This is a genomic window from Streptomyces sp. NPDC056169 (assembly GCF_042268445.1).
Taxonomy (GTDB): Bacteria; Actinomycetota; Actinomycetes; order Streptomycetales; family Streptomycetaceae; genus Streptomyces.
The window spans coordinates 160,496-175,006 of record NZ_JBHJUO010000006.1 but is presented as its reverse complement, the minus strand read 5'-3'; the positions used below and the strand labels follow the sequence as shown (position 1 = coordinate 175,006).

Annotated in this window: 11 protein-coding genes; 8 read left to right on the top strand and 3 right to left on the bottom strand. The window is 72.1% G+C overall.

Annotated features, from left to right (window positions below):
- Positions 1-501 carry a DUF1772 domain-containing protein gene (locus ACFC0G_RS11655; protein ID WP_376400946.1) on the top strand — a complete coding sequence of 167 codons (501 nt, stop codon included), beginning with the start codon at positions 1-3 and terminating at the stop codon, positions 499-501.
- Between the two features lie 46 nt (positions 502-547).
- Here the strand turns inward: ACFC0G_RS11655 and ACFC0G_RS11650 are convergent, their stop codons facing one another.
- Both ACFC0G_RS11650 and ACFC0G_RS11645 read right to left on the bottom strand, forming a co-directional pair.
- The gene (locus ACFC0G_RS11650) at positions 548-1,375 is read right to left on the bottom strand and encodes a PaaX family transcriptional regulator C-terminal domain-containing protein (protein WP_376400943.1); all 828 of its coding nucleotides are present in this window, start codon (positions 1,373-1,375) and stop codon (positions 548-550) included.
- Positions 1,376-1,418: 43 nt separating this feature from the next.
- Positions 1,419-3,041 (bottom strand): AMP-binding protein, encoded by a 1,623-nt coding sequence (locus ACFC0G_RS11645; protein WP_376400941.1) that lies wholly within the window; start codon positions 3,039-3,041, stop codon positions 1,419-1,421.
- A 138-nt stretch (positions 3,042-3,179) separates the two neighbouring features.
- On the opposite strand from ACFC0G_RS11645, the gene ACFC0G_RS11640 reads away from it, so the two are divergent.
- The 3 genes from ACFC0G_RS11640 to ACFC0G_RS11630 all read left to right on the top strand — a co-directional run bounded on the left by ACFC0G_RS11640 (position 3,180) and on the right by ACFC0G_RS11630 (position 6,431).
- On the top strand, positions 3,180-4,343 hold the full coding sequence (locus tag ACFC0G_RS11640; protein ID WP_376400938.1) for an acyl-CoA dehydrogenase family protein: 1,164 nt from the start codon (positions 3,180-3,182) through the stop codon (positions 4,341-4,343).
- Positions 4,340-4,753 carry a RidA family protein gene (locus ACFC0G_RS11635; RefSeq protein WP_376400935.1) on the top strand — a complete coding sequence of 138 codons (414 nt, stop codon included), beginning with the start codon at positions 4,340-4,342 and terminating at the stop codon, positions 4,751-4,753. The genes ACFC0G_RS11640 and ACFC0G_RS11635 overlap by 4 nt, the downstream gene beginning before the upstream one ends.
- A gap of 127 nt (positions 4,754-4,880) precedes the next feature.
- Positions 4,881-6,431: an MFS transporter gene (locus tag ACFC0G_RS11630; protein ID WP_376400932.1), complete on the top strand. Its 1,551-nt coding sequence runs from the start codon at positions 4,881-4,883 to the stop codon at positions 6,429-6,431.
- Positions 6,432-6,478: 47 nt separating this feature from the next.
- Here ACFC0G_RS11630 and ACFC0G_RS11625 read toward each other — a convergent pair whose 3' ends face one another.
- Complete coding sequence (locus ACFC0G_RS11625; protein ID WP_376400929.1) at positions 6,479-7,459, bottom strand: Lrp/AsnC family transcriptional regulator; 981 nt, start codon at positions 7,457-7,459, stop codon at positions 6,479-6,481.
- Positions 7,460-7,891: 432 nt separating this feature from the next.
- On the opposite strand from ACFC0G_RS11625, the gene ACFC0G_RS11620 reads away from it, so the two are divergent.
- The 4 genes from ACFC0G_RS11620 to ACFC0G_RS11605 all read left to right on the top strand — a co-directional run bounded on the left by ACFC0G_RS11620 (position 7,892) and on the right by ACFC0G_RS11605 (position 14,469).
- Complete coding sequence (locus ACFC0G_RS11620) at positions 7,892-9,346, top strand: MFS transporter (RefSeq protein WP_376400926.1); 1,455 nt, start codon at positions 7,892-7,894, stop codon at positions 9,344-9,346.
- Positions 9,343-10,566 carry a M20 family metallopeptidase gene (locus ACFC0G_RS11615; protein WP_376400923.1) on the top strand — a complete coding sequence of 408 codons (1,224 nt, stop codon included), beginning with the start codon at positions 9,343-9,345 and terminating at the stop codon, positions 10,564-10,566. The genes ACFC0G_RS11620 and ACFC0G_RS11615 overlap by 4 nt, the downstream gene beginning before the upstream one ends.
- A 385-nt stretch (positions 10,567-10,951) precedes the next feature.
- Positions 10,952-11,302 carry a trypco2 family protein gene (locus tag ACFC0G_RS11610; RefSeq protein ID WP_376400920.1) on the top strand — a complete coding sequence of 117 codons (351 nt, stop codon included), beginning with the start codon at positions 10,952-10,954 and terminating at the stop codon, positions 11,300-11,302.
- Positions 11,299-14,469: a trypsin-like peptidase domain-containing protein gene (locus ACFC0G_RS11605; protein ID WP_376400917.1), complete on the top strand. Its 3,171-nt coding sequence runs from the start codon at positions 11,299-11,301 to the stop codon at positions 14,467-14,469. The genes ACFC0G_RS11610 and ACFC0G_RS11605 overlap by 4 nt, the downstream gene beginning before the upstream one ends.
- Positions 14,470-14,511 lie beyond the last annotated feature (42 nt).

Genomic DNA, 14,511 nt, shown 5'->3' with positions numbered 1-14,511 from the left:
ATGACACAGAACACGGGTGGAAGAGGTGCCGGGGCCGTCCTCGGCGCGGCGACGGTGGCGACCGGACTGGTCGCGGGGGTGGTGTTCGCGTACGTCTGCTCGGTGATGCCGGCGCTGGCACGCAGCGACGACCGGGTCTTCTTCGAGGTGATGCGGAACATCAACGACGTGATCCAGAACCCGGTGTTCTTCACCGCGTTCTTCGGGGCGCCGATCCTCGCGGGGGTGGCCGCCTGGCAGCACCGGGCCACCCGGGCGCGGGTCTGGACGCTCGCCGGGTTCGTCCTCTGCGCGGCGGTCTTCCTGGTCACCACGGCCGCGAACGTGCCCCTCAACGCCGCCCTCGCGGCCGCCCACGACCCGGCCGCCGCCCGTGCCGCCTTCGAAGACCCCTGGGTGGCGTGGAACCTGGTCCGCACGATCCTGGCGGTGGTGGGACTCGTCTGCCTGATCCGGGCGATGGCGGTACGGGGCACGGCCCGGGACCAGGCCCGGGACTAAGGCCCGGTACTAAGGCCCAGGACCAGGCCCGGGGCCAAGGCCGGGACTAAGGGGTGTCCCCGGCGACGAACGGCCGCACGAACTCCGCGCCCCGCTCCCACAGCAGCTCGTGCAGGGCCGCGAAGACCTCCGCCGAGCGCCGGCCCGGCCAGTCGTCGGGCAGCAGCTCCGCCGGCAGCACCGGGTCCGCGTACGGCAGGCGCCGCCAGGAGTCCAGGACGAGCAGATACGCCCGATAGGCGTCCTCCGGGCCGCCCGGCGCCGACCGCCAGGCCCGCAGGACCGGCTCGTGGGCCGCGAGGAACTCCTCGTGCAGCCCCGCGATCGCCGGCAGGTCCCACCAGCGGGCCACCGCCTCGGCCGTCGCCGCGTACCCCAGGTGCTCGCCCCGGAAGAGGTCCACGTACGTCGAGAGCTCCAGCCGCTCCAGGGCGTTCCGCGTCTCCTCGTACAGCCGGGCCGGCGCGATCCAGACACCCGGCGCCGCCGAGCCGAAGCCCAGCCGGCCTAGCCGGGAGCGCAGCAGGTGCCGCTTGTGCCGCTCGGCCTCGGGCACCGAGAAGACGGCCAGGACCCAGCCGTCCGACAGCTTCGGCTCCGAACGGGCGTAGATCCGGCGGTCGCCGTCGTCGAGAAGCCGCCGGGCGTCCTCCGAAAGGGCGTATCCGGCGGCGCCGTCCGCCGTCCGGCGCGGCAGCAGCAGCCCGCGCCGCTTCAGCCGCGACACCGAGGAGCGCACCGAGGGCGCGTCCACGCCGAGCCCGCCGAGGAGCCGGATCAGCGCGGCCACCGGCATGGGGGACTCGTCGGGCCCCCGGCCGTAAGCGCCGTAGAGGGAGACGATGAGGGATCGGGGAGTGTGCTGCTCGGCCACGGTGATCACTTTAGGGGGTGGTCCTGACATGCCCGGTCCCGGATCAGACCGGGTCGCGCAGCCGGAAGCGCTGGAGCTTGCCCGTCGCCGTGCGCGGCAGCGCGTCGAGGAAGACGATCTCGCGGGGCGACTTGTACGGGGCGAGGCGGGCGCGGACGAAGGCCCGCAGCGCGGCCGCCGTCACGGAGTCGCGCGGCACTCCGTCCCGTACGACCGCGTACGCCACGACGACCTGCCCGCGGAGCTCGTCGGGGCGGCCCACGACCGCCGTCTCGACCACGTCGGGGTGGCCGAGGAGCACCTCCTCGACCTGGGGTCCGGCGATGTTGTACCCGGCCGAGATGATCATGTCGTCGGCCCGTGAGACATAGCGGAACCAGCCGTCGGGCCGGCGGACGTACGTGTCGCCCGTGACGTTCCAGCCGTCCCGTACGTACTCAGCCTGGCGCGGGTCGGCCAGATAGCGGCAGCCCACCGGGCCGCGCACGGCGAGCAGCCCCTCCTCGCCGTCCGGGACCTCCCGCCCCTCCCGGTCCACGATCCTGGCCTGCCAGCCGGGCACGGGGCGGCCCGTGGTGCCGGGGCGGATGTCGCCGTCGGCGGCGGACAGGAAGATGTGCAGGAGCTCGGTCGCGCCGATGCCGTTGATCAGGCGCAGGCCCGTGCTGCCGTACCAGGCCGTCCAGGTCGCCTCCGGCAGGTTCTCGCCGGCGGAGACGCAGCGCCGCAGCGAGCCGACGTCGGGGGCGCCGCCGCCGGTCAGCTCGTCGAGCATGACGCGGTAGGCGGTCGGGGCGGTGAAGAGCACCGAGACCCGGTGCCGCTCGATCGCCGCGAGCAGCTGCTTGGGGCCGGCCTGTTCGAGCAGGACCGCGCTCGCCCCGGCCCGCAGGGGGAAGACGACGAGCCCGCCGAGGCCGAAGGTGAAGGCGAGCGGCGGCGAGCCGGCGAAGACGTCGTCGGGCAGCGGGCGCAGGACGTGCGCGGAGAAGGTGTCGGCGACGGCGAGGACGTCCCGGTGGAAGTGGACGCAGCCCTTCGGCTGCCCGGTCGTGCCGGAGGTGAAGGCGATGAGCGCCACGTCGTCGGCGGCCGTCGCCACCGCCTCGTACCGGCCGGGGTGGCGGGCGGTGAGGGCGAGGAGGTCGTCGGGGCCGTCCCCGCCGAAGGCGGTGACGCGGAGGCCGGGGATCCGGGCGGCGAGGAGCTCGTCGAGGGAGTGGGCGTCGCAGAGCGCGTGGGTGCAGCGCGCGGCGTCGGCCATCACGGCCAACTCGGGGGCGCGCTGCTGGGCCAGGACGGTGACGGCGACGGCACCGGCCTTCATCACGGCGAGCCAGCAGGCGGCGAGCCAGGGGGTGGTCGGGCCGCGCAGGAGCACCCGGTTGCCGGGCCGGACCCGCAGGTCGGTGGTGAGGACGTGGGCGATGCGGTCGACGCGGTCGAGGAGCTCGCCGTAGCTCCAGACCCCGCCCTCGCCGTCGTGGAAGGCGGGCCGGTCCGTGCCGAATCGTTCCACCGTACGGTCGAGGAGTTCCGCCCCGCAGTTGAGCCGGTCGGGGTAGGTGAGCTCCGGCAGCTCGAAGAGGAGCTGCGGCCATCGCTCCGGCGGTGGCAGCCGGTCGCGGGCGAAGGTGTCGAGGTGGGCCGAGGGTGTCAGCTCCATGAGTCCGTCCCCCTGTCGTGGTGGGGTCGCTCAACGCCCCATGAGCGTATCGTGTTGGTGACGACAGTCAACGGTTCGCGACAAGGGCGCCGGACGGCGCAGCGACAAGGGCGCCGGAGGGCGTCGGAGAGGGCCCACATGCCCGCATTCTCGCTCGATCCGGCACAGATCACCTGGTGTGCGGAGCTCCGCGTCCTCGCCGCCGACCGTCTCGCGCCGCTCGCCGCGAAGGGCGAGCCCGGCCGCGTCAACCGCCCCCTCGTCGCCGCCCTCGGCGAACTCGGCCTCCTCGCCCGCCTCTTCGACGCCGGCGCCCTCGACCTCTGCCTCCTGCGCGAATCCCTCGCCCAGACCTGCACCGAGGCCGAGACCGCCCTCGCCCTCCAGGGCCTCGGCACCCACCCGGTCGCCGCCTTCGGCACCCCGGCGCAGCGCGCCCGCTGGCTGCCCGAGGCCACCGCCGGACGGGCCGTCGCCGCCTTCGCGCTCTCCGAGCCCGGCGCGGGCTCCGACGCCGCCGCGCTCGCCCTCGACGCCGTCCCCGACGGGCGCGGCGGCTGGCGCCTGCACGGCGAGAAACGCTGGATCTCCAACGCCCCCGAGGCCGACTTCGCCACCGTCTTCGCCCGCACCATCCGCGGCGCGGGCGCCCGCGGCGTCACCGCCTTCCTCGTCCCCGCCGACCGCCCCGGACTCGGCGGGGAGCATTTCGACATGCTCTCCCCGCACGCCCTCGGCACCCTCACCTTCGACGGCGTCCCCGTCGGCCCCGAGGACCTCCTCGGCGCACCGGACCAGGGCTTCCGGGTCGCCATGAACACCCTCAACCTCTTCCGGCCCAGCGTCGGGGCCTTCGCCGTCGGCATGGCCCAGGCCGCCCTCGACGCCGCCGTCGCCCACACCGCCGCCCGCCCCGCCTTCGGCGGCGTCCTCGCCGACCTCCAGGCCGTCTCCCACCGGATCGCCGAGATGGCCACCCGCACGGAGGCCGCCCGCCTCCTCGTCTACGCGGCGGCCACCGCGTACGACAGCGGCGACCCGGACGTGCCCCGGCGCTCCGCCATGGCGAAACTCCTCGCCACCGAGACCGCGCAGTACGTCGTCGACGCCGCCGTCCAGGTACACGGCGCCGCCGCCCTGCAACGCGGCCACCTCCTGGAACACCTCTACCGCGAGGTGCGCGCACCCCGCATCTACGAGGGCGCCAGCGAGGTCCAACGCGCCATCATCGCCAAGGAGTTGTACGCGGCCCAGGCCGCCGGCCCCGCCCGGACCATCCGACAGGAGGTGGGCTCCGCATGAGCCTCCACCGCCACAACCCGGCCGAACTCGCCCCGCCCACCGGCTTCTCCCACGCCGTCACCGCCACCGGCACCCGCCTGGTCTTCCTCGCCGGACAGACCGCGCTCGACGCGGCGGGAGCAGTCGTCGGGGACACCCTCCCCGAGCAGTTCACCACCGCCCTCGGCAATCTCCTCACCGCCCTGCGCCACGCCGGCGGCACCCCCGCCGACCTCGCCCGCGTCACCGTCTACACCACCGACGTCGACGACTACCGCGCCCACGCCCACGAACTGGGCCGGATCTGGCGCCGGTTGGCGGGCCGCGACTATCCGGCGATGGCCGTGATCGGAGTCGTACGCCTCTGGGACGCACAGGCGCGCGTGGAGCTGGACGGCTTCGCGGTCCTCGACGAGCCCGCCCACGCCTGACCCGACGGGGGCCGCTATTGATCAACTGGTCGCCCGAGCGGGCCGGGCTTAATGTCGAAAGGTGGACTGACCGGCCCACGGCCCCTCCGGTGAGGGAGCGATGCGCCATGAGAAGTCATGAGTAGCCATGACCAGTGACCCGAAGCCGACGACCTCGACCGCGACCTCCCCGCGCAAGGGCAAAGGGGACGGCAAGGGCATCGCCCTCTTCGTGATCGCGTCCTGTCAGCTGATGGTGGTCCTCGACATCACCATCGTGAACATCGCCCTGCCCGACATCCAGCAGTCCCTGGACTTCTCGACCACCAGCCTGTCCTGGGTCGTGAACGCCTACACGCTGACCTTCGGCGGACTGCTGCTCCTCGGCGGACGCGCGGGCGACATCCTCGGCCGCCGCAGGACCTTCATCTTCGGTGTCCTGCTCTTCGGATTCGCCTCCCTGCTCGCGGGCTTCGCCCAGAGCGACTGGCAACTCCTCGCGGCCCGCGCGCTTCAGGGAGTCGGCGGCGCGATCGCCTCGCCGACCTCCCTCTCGCTGATCTCCACGACCTTCGAAGAAGGCCCCGAACGCAACCGCGCCTTCGGCGTGTTCGCGGGCGTGTCGGCAGGCGGCGGCGCCATCGGCCTGCTCGCCGGCGGCATCCTCGTCGAATGGCTCGACTGGCGCTGGATCTTCTTCGTGAACGTGCCGATCGCCCTCATGATCGCCTTCCTGACACCCCGGCACGTCAAGGAGTCCGCGCGCCAGCCCGGCCACTTCGACGTGACCGGCGCGCTCACCTCGACCCTCGGCATGGTGGCGCTGGTCTACGGATTCATCCGCGCCGCACAGGAAGGCTGGCGCGATCCGTTCACGATCGCCTCCTTCGTCGCCGCGGTCGTCCTGCTCGTCACCTTCGTCCTGGTGGAACGCCGCTCCCGGCAGCCGATCACCCCGCTGCACATGTTCGCCGACCGCAACCGCGCGGGCACCTACGGCATCATGCTCTGCCTCGCGGCCGCGATCTTCGGGATGTTCTTCTTCCTCACGCTCTTCGTGCAGACCGTCCTGGACTTCAGCCCGCTCCAAGCAGGTCTCGCCTTCCTCCCGGTGAGCGCCGTCATCGCGGTCGCCGCCGGCATCACCTCACAACTCCTGCCCAAGTTCGGCCCGAAGCCCTTCATGGTGGTGGGGTCGCTCTGTCTGGCGGTCGGCCTCTCCTGGCTCACCTTCACCAACATCGACTCGACGTACCTGGGTTCGATCCTCGGTCCGATGCTGGTCTTCAGCTTCGGCATGGGCTTCATGTTCGTCTCGCTGACCCTGATGGCCCTCTCCAACGTCAGGGCCCAGGACACCGGAGCCGCCTCCGGCCTGCTCAACGCGACCCAGCAGGTGGGCGGTTCGCTGGGCCTCTCGATCCTGGTCACGGTCTTCGGCACGGTCAGCCGCAACGAGGCGGACACGCAGGTCCCGGCCTTCCTCGCCCAGGCGGGACCGCTGGAGAAGGCCCGCTTCGCCGAGACCGGCCAACTGCCCCCGCCCTGGAGCGACGAGGTCCTCACCGCCGGAGTCTCGGCCGGCTTCATCGTGGCGGCGGTCTTCGCGGTCCTCGCCTTCGTGATCGCCCTCGTCGCCATCCAGGTCCGCCCCTCGGACCTCGAACGCCTCAAGGGCGGCGTGGTCCCGGGCGCCTGACCGGAGCCGATGCCCGGGCCCGTGAGACGGCCCGGGCCTTCTCACGCCTACGGGCCCGGTGCGAACCCGGCGCGCTTGTAGGTGCGCATGAGCAGGGCGACCTCCGCCGACGCGACGCCGTCGAGTGCGCCGAAGACGCGGGCGGCGAAGTCGTGCAGATCCGCCGTGGAGCGGTGACTGGAGTAGCCGAGGAGCGCGGTCGTCCCGGTCGTGACGACGAGGTGGCGGACGGCGGGCTCCTCGGCCAGGCGGCGGATCGCGGCGTCGAGGCGGGCGTGGCTGACGGCCAGCCGGAACCGCGCCTCGACGGGGTAGCCGAGCACCGCGGGCTCCGCGTGCAGCCTTAGGTGGAGGACGTGGGAGGCCATCAGGCGGCTCAGCCGGCGGCGTGCGGTGGTCTCGCCGACCCGGAGCTCGCGGGCCAGCCGGGTGGTGGACATCCGGGCGTCACGGTGGAGGAGCGCGACCAGGCGACGGTCGAGCTCGTCCACCACCGGAGGCTCGGGCAGGCGCCGGCCCTCGATGGCGTGGCGTCGTACGTCGGTGGGCTCGTCGTCGTACGGCGCCCAGTCACTGGCCGTGAGGAGCAGCCGCAGGACCACCGAGGAGTGGATGTCGACGACACCGTCGAGCCTGCCGATCCCCGCGTCGACGAGGGTGAGCAGGGCGTCGTGGTCGGGCACGTTCAGCTCGGCGAACACGTCGAGCGCACCGGTGGCGACCTCGACGGACCGTGTCTCGGGCCGTCGGGAGAGGGCCAGCGCGGTCTCGTGCACGCGGCCGGGGGCGCAGCGCACGGCCACCTCGGCGGTGACGCCCTCGCCGAGGTACTCGGGGATGAGGGCCGCCGTGAACCCCACCGCCCCGGTCGCGGTCATCCGGTCGAGTCGCCGCGCGGCGGTCCGCTCGTGCACCCCGGCCGTCGCGGCCACCTCGGAGAACGGCGCGCGGGGATCGCGGTGGAGCGCCCGGAGCACGGCGTGGTCCAGGGCGTCGAGCGAGCCGTGCAGTGGGGGCTCGGTCGTCATCGAGGAACCTCCTGGGGATGGGGCGGGGTGAGCGGCGGGGTGGGCGGGGGAGTGTGTGGTGTGGCCGGACCCTACGGTGCGGCCGGGGGAGGGGGCCCGGGGTGGGGCCCGGGGCGGGGCCCGGGGTGGGTCGCGGGCGTGTCGGAGGAGGGCCGTCGGGGGCGGGTCCCTGCCTGGATCCGCCGATCGGACCCGGTCGAATGACGCCTTCACCCGATTGTGAGGCGCACTCTTGCCCGATTGCCTGTCCGCTGGCGACATTGTGGTGCGGATTTCGCCACGTGGCCGACCGAAGACCGGCCGCCGCCGGGCGCCCCGCCCCTCCCCGCACCCCCGCACTCCCACACCCCCGCACTCCCACACCCCGCACCCCCACACCCCGGCACCTCCCCGCCCAGGCCCCCGGGCCCCTTCCCCGAACAGGTGGTACGTATGACGGACACCGACACCCTGCGGACGCCACCGGCGTCGCGGGCCGCCGTCCGCGCGACCCCCGGCGCCGCGGTGATCGCCTCCGTCGCGCTGGTCGAGCTGTCCAGCGGCATCACCCAGGGCTTCCTCTCCCCGCTTCTGAAGGGGCTCACGGACACCCTCCACGTCACCGCCGCCGAGCTGAACTGGATCAGCATCGCCAACCTGCTCGCGTCCGTCGCGTTCACCCCGGTGCTGTCCCGCATGGGCGATCTCTACGGCCACCGGCGCGTCCTTCGCTGGAACCTCGCGATCGTGCTGCTCGGCTCCGTCCTGGTGGGCCTGAGCCGCTCCTTCGAGGTGCTGCTCGTCGGCCAGGTCCTCCAGGGCGCGTTCGCGGGCTTCTTCCCGCTGCTCGTCGGCGTCCTCCGCAACCGCGGCAAGGACGGCGACGGGGAGTCCCGGCGCGGCATCAGCTACATGGTCGCCGCGCTCGTCGCCGGCATCGCGGTCGGCCTGATCGCCAGCGGCTTCGTCGCCCGTACCGTCGACAGCCCCACCGCCGCCCTGTGGGTGCCCACCGCCGCCGTCGGCCTCGCCCTCGCCGTCACCTGGCCGCTGCTGCCCGAGTCCGCGGCACGCCCCGGCGGACGGATCGACTGGGCCGGCGGCATCCTCCTGTGCGTGGGCCTCGTCGCGATCATGCTCGGCCTCGGCATGGGCGGACTGCCCGACTGGGAATGGACCTCGGCACGTACCCTCGGCTGCCTCGTCGGCGGCACGCTCGTCACCGCCCTGTGGGTCCTCGTCGAGCTGCGTACCGCCGAGCCGATGATCGACGTCCGGATGTTCCGGCACCGCAACGTCGTCACCGTCTCCCTCGTGACCGTGACCTTCACCGTCCCGATGATCGGCCTCCAGGTCGCCAACCCCGTCTTCATGGGCACCGGCCCCGCCGAGTACGGCTACGGCCTGGGCCTCGACCCCTTCGCCATCGGCCTCGCGATGCTGCCCAACCTCCTCGCCATCGCGGCGGGGGCCCTGGCCGCGCCCGCCGTCGCCGCCGCGATCTCCGACCGGCTCACCCTGTGCGCCGGCTCCCTCCTCATGGCCGCCGGCTACGTCGCCTCCCTCACCTGGCACGGCTCGATGCCGCTGTTCCTCACCGGCACCGCCGTCGCCGGGCTCGGCATCGGCTTCCTCCAGCACTCCACCCGTACCCTCGCCGTCGAGTCCGTGCCCCACGACCGGACCTCGGTCGGCTCCGGGATCAACGAACTCCTCATCAACGTCGGCGGGTCCGCCGGCGCCGCGATCGTCCTCACCGTCTTCGCCGCCCGCACCCCGGCCGGCGAGACCCTGCCCGAACTCGGCGCCTACACCACCTCCTGGACGATCTGCGCGGTCGTCTCCCTGGCCGGCGCCGCGATCTCCCTGCTCTACCGCACCGCGAAGGACCGCGAGGACCGCTCATGACCACCACCGCACCCGCACCCCTCGACCTGCTGCGCGCCCGCACCCGCGACGTCGTGACACGACGCCAGGACGAGGTCCTCGCCCTCAGCCACCAGCTGCACGCCGACCCCGAACTCGCCTACGAGGAACACCGCTCCGCCCGCCGGATCACCGATCTCGTCGAGGCCGCGGGTTTCGACGTCACCCGTGGCGTGTGCGACCTGCCGACCGCGTTCACCGCCACCGCCGGCAGCGGCGACCTCGTCATCGGGATCTGCGCCGAGTACGACGCGCTGCCCGGGATCGGCCACGCCTGCGGCCACAACGTCAACGGCGCCGCCTCCGTCACCGCCGCCCTGGCGCTCGCGCCGCTCGCCGACGAGCTCGGCATCACCGTCAAGCTGCTGGGGACCCCGGCGGAGGAGTCCGGCGGCGGCAAGGTCGACATGCTGCGCGGCGGCGTGTTCGACGACGTCGCCGCCGCGATGATGGTGCACGCCGCGCCCTCGGACTCCGTCGGCATGAGCTCGCTCGCCATCAGCAGCTGGAAGGTCGGCTACACGGGCCGCTCCGCGCACGCCGCGGCGATGCCCGAGCGCGGAGTCAACGCCGCCGACGCGATGATGATCGCGCAGGTCGCCATCGCCGCGTACCGCCAGCAGATGCGACCCGGAGCCGTCGTCTCCGGCTTCGTCACCTCCGGCGGCGAGGCCGCCAACGTCATCCCGGCGCACACTGCCGCCGACTACGACTGCCGCGCCGGGACCAGCGAGGAACTCCGCGAGCTCCAGGCCCGCGTCCGCGCCTGCTTCGAGGCCGGCGCGCTCGCCACCGGCGCCGAACTCGCCCTGGAGGCCGTCGGCAACGACTACGCCGACCTCCGCCAGGACCTGGCCATGGGCCGCAGCTACCTCGCCGCGGCCCGCGCGCTGGGCCGGGACGTCCGGGCCGAGGACCCGTCCCTCCGGGGCGGCTCCACCGACATGGGCAACGTCTCGCACCACGTCCCGACCATCCACCCGCTGATCGGCTACGACAGCGGCGACACGATCATGCACAACCCCGAGTTCACCCGGTACGGCACGACCCCCCAGGCCGACCGCGCCGTCCTCGACGGCGGCCTCGCCATGGCCTGGACCGCCCTCGACCTCGCCACCACCCCCGCACACCGCCGGTCCCTCCTCGACCGCCTCACGACCCGCCCCCCCTACCGGGACCCGGCCGCACCGACGGCCTCCTGACACGGCCTCCTGACGCGTGCACGGATGTCAGATGCCAGATGTCCTGGAAATGTGCTGCATGTTCTCTGAGCTGGAGAAATGAGCCTCCATCAAGATCATCTTGCACGCTCGCTGCACGAGTGGTCCGTCCATCGCTTGCCCTGGTAGTGCGCCTTCGACTGCGACTTCCCCTTGTGATGGCGGCATACGGGGTCTGAGGGTGCGGCTCCTGGCGTTCTTCCGGTGTGTAGTGGGCAGTCGAGGGCGGGTGGGCGTCGGCTGGGGTGCTGCGTGGCCACACAGCGCCCCGCCGTGTCTGGAGGCACTGTCCGGATCGCCGTTTCGTGCCGTGGACAATGTGATAGTGGTAGCGGTTGACGGTTGACCGAACGGGGGAGTCGGAGACGTGCGCGATCCGTTGGAGAACGTGGAACTCACTGAGGCCGTACAGGGCTTGCGGGATCAGCTGATGGCCTCTGTGCACGCCGCGGACGGCCAGCGCATCAGGTTCGAGGTCGACGAGATCACTCTGGATTTCTCGGTCGAGCTGCGGCGCGACGCGACGGCCAAGGCGGGGTTCAAGGCATGGGTGGTCTCCGGCGACGCCCAGGTGGGGGTGGCACAGAACGCCGTCCACAAGGTGTCCGTGAAGCTGAGGCCGAAGGATTCCGCCAACGGCGGGCCGATCGAGATCGGAAATCAGGCCGAGGTCGACATGGGTGACTTCGAGCATCCGTCCGGACTGCGCGGCGGATGAGCGCCCGGTCCGTCGAACGCATCGCCATCGTCCAGGGAGCGCGGCAGGGCAGCGGCTTCCTACTGGACTCCCGCCTGGTGCTCACTTCGGCGCACCTGTTCGAAGAGGAGGGCGGGGCTGTTCGCGTCGCCGTCCCTGGAGGGACGGGGATGCGCAGCTGCCGCCTCGTGTGGCGCCGCTACGACGAGTCGTGCGACGCGGCCCTGCTCGAAGCGGATGACGACCTGGTCAGGGAGGCCACGACGTGCCGGATGTCCGATGTCCGGTGGGGTCGGATTTCCGGCCTGGCCGCCTGGGAGAACTGCGAAGCGGTGGGCTACCCGCGGATCTCGCTCCGGGACGGGATGAGGCCGGACACCGAGCAGATCGTGGGCACGCTGAAGCCGGGATCATCCGTCCTGCGCGGCCGCTATGTCCTGGACAGCTCCCACGCCCCGCCGCCCGCGGCCGGCACCTCCGGCGCATCGCCGTGGCAGGGGATGTCGGGCGCCGCGCTCTTCGTTGGCGAATACCTGATCGGCGTGGTCTCTGGGGATCCCGCGCAGTGGGGTCACGCGCGGGTGGAAGCCGTTCCCATCTCCGTCGTGGTGGCCGATGCCGGTTTCCGGCGGGCGGTGGAGGCAGCTGCAGGGCTCTGTCCCGAGGTGGTGGAGATCGGCAGGTCGGCGCCGCAGGTGGTGCACGAGGCCTCCGCCTCCTGCGAAGGTGACTGGCTCCCTGTTGCCGACGCCGACCCGGTCTCCTTCGGTGTTCATCGTGCGCCGGATGCCGCCGGCCATCCGGACGTCGTGCAGTACGTGCCACGCTGCGTCGATGCGCAGGTGGACGCCCGGCTCGAAGCGCTGGCGGAGACGGGCGGCATGTTGCTGCTGACAGGGGATTCGGCCGCGGGCAAGTCGAGGGCCCTGTTCGAAGGCATGGTCCGCAATCACGGCGACTGGTCGGTCTGCAAGCCGGACCCCGACGCCGACCTGTCCTTCCTGCATGCTTCCTCCGGAAGTGATCGCGAGAAGGTCGTATGGCTCGACGACCTGCACAACTACCTGCGGTCCGACGGGCTGACGCCGTCCCTGCTAGATCGGCTCGTCCGCCGCGGCACGGTCGTGCTCGCCACGCTGCGCACCGAGTTCCACGAGCATTACACGGACGAGGAGGACGGCCCGTCGCTCTCGCGGGGCACCGGGCCGCGTCTGCCGTCCTCACCGGGCAGAGTGATCCGCGCAGCGCATCACATCACCCTGGACCGGATCTGGACCGGCGACGAGCGGCGGGTTGCGTCGTCGCGCGAGGATCCACGCATCGTTGCCGCACTGAACGCCGACAGGGCACATGGGGTGGCGGAGTACCTCGCGGCGGGACCGCAGGTTCTCAAGCGGTGGAAGGCAGCTTCCCGGGTGAAAGGCAACCCCCGGGGTGCCGCTCTCGTCGCGGCCGCCGTCGCCCTCGCCCGCACAGGTGTGGACACTGCGCTGGCGCCGGAGTCCCTGGAACGCCTCCACGCACACTTCCTCGACCAGGCGGGCGGCCCGGCGCTGCGGCCGGAAGGCATGGAGGAAGCCTGGGACTGGGCGTCCAGGATCGTGCTGGGCGTGACCAGCCCCCTGGTCCCGGGCCGGGGAGGAACATGGAAGCCGTTCGACTACCTCGTGTCCGATGCTGCGCGCAGATCCCGTCCGAGCGAGCTCCCGGGACAGGTGTGGGACGAGGCCCTGCGCATCGTGGACGACACGCGCCGCGTGTTGGTGTCGACCGTCGCCAAGGTGGCGGGCCGGCCGGACGTGGCCAAGGAGGTGCTCCGCCCCCTCGCGGAGGCGGACGATCCCGACGGCCTGATCAGCCTGGGGGCGCTGCTGGCCGCGGAGAAGGACTATGACGGTGCCGGCCGCTGCTTCGAGCGTGCTTCCTGCCTGGGCGACTCCACCGGGGCTCACAACATGGGTGCCCTGTCCTTCGTGAGGGGGAATCTGGAAGAGGCGCGGAAGTGGTACGAGCGTGCGATCGAGAGTGGGGAGCGGGAGTCGATCGGCGCCCTCGGCCTGATCCACGAAAAGTTGGGGAACCAGGATGAGGCGATAGCGCTCTGGAAGCGCGGTACCGAGGCCGGCGATCCCGGGAGCGCACTGCACTACTCGGACTGGCTGAGGTCGAAGTGGCAGTCGGACGAAGCCGTCGAGGCCCTGAGAGTTGCCGCGGACGGTGAGATCCCGCTCGCCGCGCTCTCGTACGCTGGCGTCCTCCTGCGCAGGCAAGACCACGAAACGGCGAGCTCCTATGTCTCGCGTGCCTACGAGACAGCGGTCAAGCAGGGGAATCTGGGCGACCCGATCGGCTGCCTGATGGCCGGCGTGACAGCGTACTCCTTCGGCGATGTCCGGCTGGGGGAGGAGTGGTGGAGCCGGGCACGGGAGCACGGCCACTCATCGGACTGGGTGGTCCTGGAGGCCGCGGACGGCTCGGCCGGACTCCCGCATCTGGCCTTCGGCCAGGATTGCCTGGACAGATTTGGGCAGGAGGAAGCCCGTTCCCTCATGCAGTTGCTCTGGGCCGGTGACTGCCAGGACTGCGGATACCCGCTGGGCGACGGTGTTCCGGCACTCTATGTGGACGACCACTACAGCTGGGCCGAAGCACGGCTCTTCCACTTCGGACTGTGCCGATATCCGCACTGGAACGATTCGGCCCTGATCAATGTGGCCAAAGAGGCGGGTACCAGCTGGACGGCCTTCACCGCCGGGGTGCCTGTGGGGGAGCGGAGCGACCTGCTCGTTCCCGCTCTCGTGGTCAACCCCTCTCTCGAGGTGGCGCAGTTGGTCCAGAGCGGGGACCGCTGGACGGCCACGGCTGCTTTCGGGCCCCGGTCGGCCAGCGCTGAAGCGCTCGACCTCCAACCGCTGTGGTCCGGATTGCCGCCCAGGTCGTCCGACGGGCGTGCTTGGGCGTTCACTGGCCCCGGTGAGGTCGCGGTGGCAACGTTCGGCCAGCTCTGGACCGCTCCTGCGACCGAGGAGTTCATCGCACTGGTGCAGCAGTACGGAGGAATGCTGCTCATCTTGGCAAGCACCGTCGGACCTGATTCCCCGGCCGCCGTGGAAGTCCTGACAGGCGCTCTGGAGGCCTGGGACTCGATGACGAGGTGGGTCCCTCTGAAATCCGATGCCTCGGGTTAAGCCTCCCGAACCACCATGAGGCGTCCGGTGGTTCGGGAGGAG

Bases quoted from the DNA above. Each gene is read 5' to 3' on its own strand.
- ACFC0G_RS11630 (WP_376400932.1), top strand. From the start codon at position 4,881: ATGACCAGTGACCCGAAGCCGACGACCTCGACCGCGACCTCCCCGCGC.
- ACFC0G_RS11640 (WP_376400938.1), top strand. From the start codon at position 3,180: ATGCCCGCATTCTCGCTCGATCCGGCACAGATCACCTGGTGTGCGGAG.
- ACFC0G_RS11615 (WP_376400923.1), top strand. From the start codon at position 9,343: ATGACCACCACCGCACCCGCACCCCTCGACCTGCTGCGCGCCCGCACC.
- ACFC0G_RS11655 (WP_376400946.1), top strand. From the start codon at position 1: ATGACACAGAACACGGGTGGAAGAGGTGCCGGGGCCGTCCTCGGCGCG.
- ACFC0G_RS11620 (WP_376400926.1), top strand. From the start codon at position 7,892: ATGACGGACACCGACACCCTGCGGACGCCACCGGCGTCGCGGGCCGCC.
- ACFC0G_RS11645 (WP_376400941.1), bottom strand. From the start codon at position 3,041: ATGGAGCTGACACCCTCGGCCCACCTCGACACCTTCGCCCGCGACCGG.
- ACFC0G_RS11625 (WP_376400929.1), bottom strand. From the start codon at position 7,459: ATGACGACCGAGCCCCCACTGCACGGCTCGCTCGACGCCCTGGACCAC.
- ACFC0G_RS11605 (WP_376400917.1), top strand. From the start codon at position 11,299: ATGAGCGCCCGGTCCGTCGAACGCATCGCCATCGTCCAGGGAGCGCGG.
- ACFC0G_RS11635 (WP_376400935.1), top strand. From the start codon at position 4,340: ATGAGCCTCCACCGCCACAACCCGGCCGAACTCGCCCCGCCCACCGGC.